The 3255-nt window shown below is 39.3% G+C and carries 3 protein-coding genes; all 3 read right to left on the bottom strand.

Annotated elements, in window-relative coordinates; translation table 11 throughout:
• Positions 1-348: hypothetical protein (locus tag H7254_RS20785; RefSeq protein ID WP_301934801.1), on the bottom strand; the 348-nt coding region annotated here is incomplete at its 3' end.
• Between the two features lie 10 nt (positions 349-358).
• On the bottom strand, positions 359-1762 hold the full coding sequence (locus H7254_RS20780) for an NADH-quinone oxidoreductase subunit N (RefSeq protein ID WP_301934800.1): 1404 nt from the start codon (positions 1760-1762) through the stop codon (positions 359-361).
• 271 nt (positions 1763-2033) lie between these two features.
• A partial coding sequence (locus H7254_RS20775) for a NuoM family protein (RefSeq protein ID WP_301934799.1) occupies positions 2034-3255 on the bottom strand: 1222 nt, incomplete at its 5' end.

The raw sequence follows: 3255 nt of genomic DNA, 5'->3' as shown, positions 1-3255 counted from the left end.
TTTTTGTTGCCAGTAAGCCTGCGTAACAACATGCCCGTTGGGTGTATGTAACAACCTTCCGAAAATTGCATTGATGGGGTTAAAAGTATAATCGGTTACCCCTACTGTACTTGTTTCCGGTGTGGCAGGAAGTAGTGGAGGCAAAGGAGGTTCAATAGCGTCTACGGTTTTTACAACCGGCGCTGGCAATCCTTTTGGTGGCGGTGAGGCCACCACTACAACCGTATATTTATTGTACTCCAATATTTTTTTTAAAAACTGAACCCTTTCTGGGAATACATTCTTTTCCACGATGCCACATTTAACACCGTTTAGTTCTTCAAACTCATGATTTTTATTAATTGCCATATTATTTTTATTACATTGTTAGCGATGTAATGTAATCGTATATCCAGCTTAGTAATCCGGTGAGTACAATACCTGCCCCGCAAATAATCATGCCCAGCTTAACAGAAGGATTTAAATAAATTTTTTCAATGGGCTGTTCATTTTTATCCATAAAGACTGCCCTGATTACCCGCAGGTAATAATACAAAGACACAATTAAATTTAATGCAGCAACCGTAATAAAAAAGTAATTGCCTTTGGAGGCTCCTGCTGTAATCAAAAATAATTTACCAAAAAATCCCGCCGTTGGCGGTATGCCCGCCAGTGAAAATAATGCCAGCGCCAATATCCAGCTGAGGAATGGATTGGTTTGGTACAGACCTTTAAAATCATCAATTCTTTCTTTACCGGTTTGTTGAGATATAGCTCCTGCAACACCAAACGCTGCAAGATTGGAGAACAAATAGATCAACACAAAATATACAACCGATGCTGTGCCCTTTGCTGAATTACTGCTAAGACCCACCAATATAAAACCAACTTGTGCAATGGATGAAAAAGCAAGGAAGCGTTTTATATTTTGCTGGCGCAACGCAAACAGGTTACCCACAATCATGGTAACAATAGATAACAGCATTACCATATTGTACCATATTTCATGCATGGGTGCAAATACTTTGTACAGGGTGGTTAGCAATATAAATGCAATGGAACCCTTTGAGATTACCGATAAAAACGATGTTACTGCAACCGGCGAACCTTCATACACATCCGCCGTCCATAAATGAAATGGAACGATGGATAATTTAAATGCAAAGGCAGTAAATAAAAACACAAAAGCAAGTATTTGCAAAGGACTGTTATCCAGCAAGGATGGCAGTTCCGCGAAATTAATGGTACCGGTAGCGCCATAAATTAAAGAAATACCGAACAATAAAATGCCCGATGAAAATGCCGATGATAAAATCATTTTCATTGCCCCTTCGCTGGATATTTTTTTCTCCAGATCAAAATTAGCCATTGCTGCCACCGGGATGGTAGAAAGCTCAAGCGATAAAAAGAACATCAGGAAGCTGCCACTGGAAATCATTAAAAACATACCCAAAACCGCAGACAACATTAGCATAAAAAACTCCGGCATGTGTTCGTTTTTCTTGAACCAGTCTGTAAATAATAAGGAGATCAGGTAAATACCAAGGCTTAAAATACTTTTCTGAAAAGCAATCAGAGCATTGGTTGTAAAAAGCCCGCCAAATAAACTACCGTCCTCATTAAAAATAAAACCAGCCACCACATTTGCAAGTAATACTATTTGGATCAGCGGCAACAGGCGATCGTTTTTTATATCCGTGCCTACCTTAATAAATAACAGCAAAAAGATAATGCCTGTGATTACCAGTTCAGATTTCATTAATATTAGAAAGTCGTTTAACATACAGTTTAATTATTTGTTCCTATATCCTTAACGAGGGATAAAAAATTCAAATCTTTGCTGACTGCGAAGACTTAAATTACATTGCCCTTGAGGGCAGTAATAAAAGAAAGCATTTTTCCAAAGCTTTAGCACAAAATAATATTCAGGCTAAAGCCCGGAAGTTATTTTTTTAAATTCCCTCGTCCTCATGGAAGAGGCAATTCAACGAACAACAATTAAAGAGCTGCACTATTAAATAATCAGCATTCCCCAACTTAGAAACCCATTTCTTCTAAAATGCAGTGTGCACAGCTTCCAGTTTATGCATGATTATTTCTGTTGCCGGACTAATCAAATCATTTAACCAGAAAGGTGCAATACCAATGGCAATAATTCCGGCAATTAATATTACAGCTGCTGCTTTTTCATTCCATGTTGCATCACCTAAGTTTTCATACCCTGCTTTTAAAGGCCCCATGGCTGTTTGCCCGATGGCCCTTAAAATATACACCGCTGTTACCACAATAGACATACAGGCAGCAATGGTTGCAATGCGGTGAAACGGATCAGGGTTTTGCCAGCTACCCATAAAAATGGTCATCTCTGCAACAAAACCACTTAGCCCTGGCAAGCCCAATGAACAGAACCCTACAATAAATAATACGGTGGTAATAAATGGCATTACTTTAAGCAATCCTCCCATTTCATTTACCTGCCTTGTATGTGTGCGTTCGTAAATCATACCAATAACAGCAAAGAAAAGAGCCGTCATTAAACCATGCGAAACCATTTGCAGTACAGCACCTGTCATCGCCGTTTTAGTTAACATACCGATACCCAATAAAACAAATCCGCAATGGCTCACAGAAGAATAGGCGTTGATGTATTTCAAATCCTTCTGCATCATAGTAACAAAGGCGCCGTATAAAATGGCAATGGTTGACAGCAGGATAATTATATTGGCATATTCTTTTGCGCCATCCGGCATGATGTAGGTTGCTACCCGTAAACACCCGTATCCACCGAGTTTCATCGAGATACCCGCCAGGAACATAGACCCTGCCGTAGGAGCAGAAGAGTGACCATCGGGCACCCAGGTATGAAAAGGAAATAAGGCTGTAAAAACACCAAACCCAACAAATAAAAGTGGGAAACAAATTTTTTGAACTGCCACCGGAATATTCAATTGAGATAAGGCAATCAGGTCGAATGTTTTTGCCGGACTACCAAAATAAACACCTAATAAACCTACCAGTACCAACGCAGAACCACCCATTAACATTAGCGCCAATTTATTGGCTGCGTATTCTTTTTTACCACTTCCCCAAATGCCGATGAGTAAGTATTTTGGTATCACGGCAATTTCAAGAAAAAAGAAAAGAATAAATAGGTCAAGCGAAATGAAAAAGCCATAGGCACCAAGACTAAGAAGGATGAGTAAGAAATAAAATTCCTTTGTCATTTTTGTCACATTCCACGAAACCAACACCCCGGCAATTACTACAAATGACGTT

This window comes from Ferruginibacter sp., from assembly GCF_014377975.1.
GTDB lineage: Bacteria > Bacteroidota > Bacteroidia > Chitinophagales > Chitinophagaceae > Ferruginibacter.
This window is presented reverse-complemented; position numbering and strand designations above follow the sequence as displayed.

What these genes read in the sequence shown, in the direction of transcription:
- H7254_RS20780 (WP_301934800.1), bottom strand. Translation starts at nt 1,762, where the DNA reads ATGTTAAACGACTTTCTAATATTAATGAAATCTGAACTGGTAATCACA.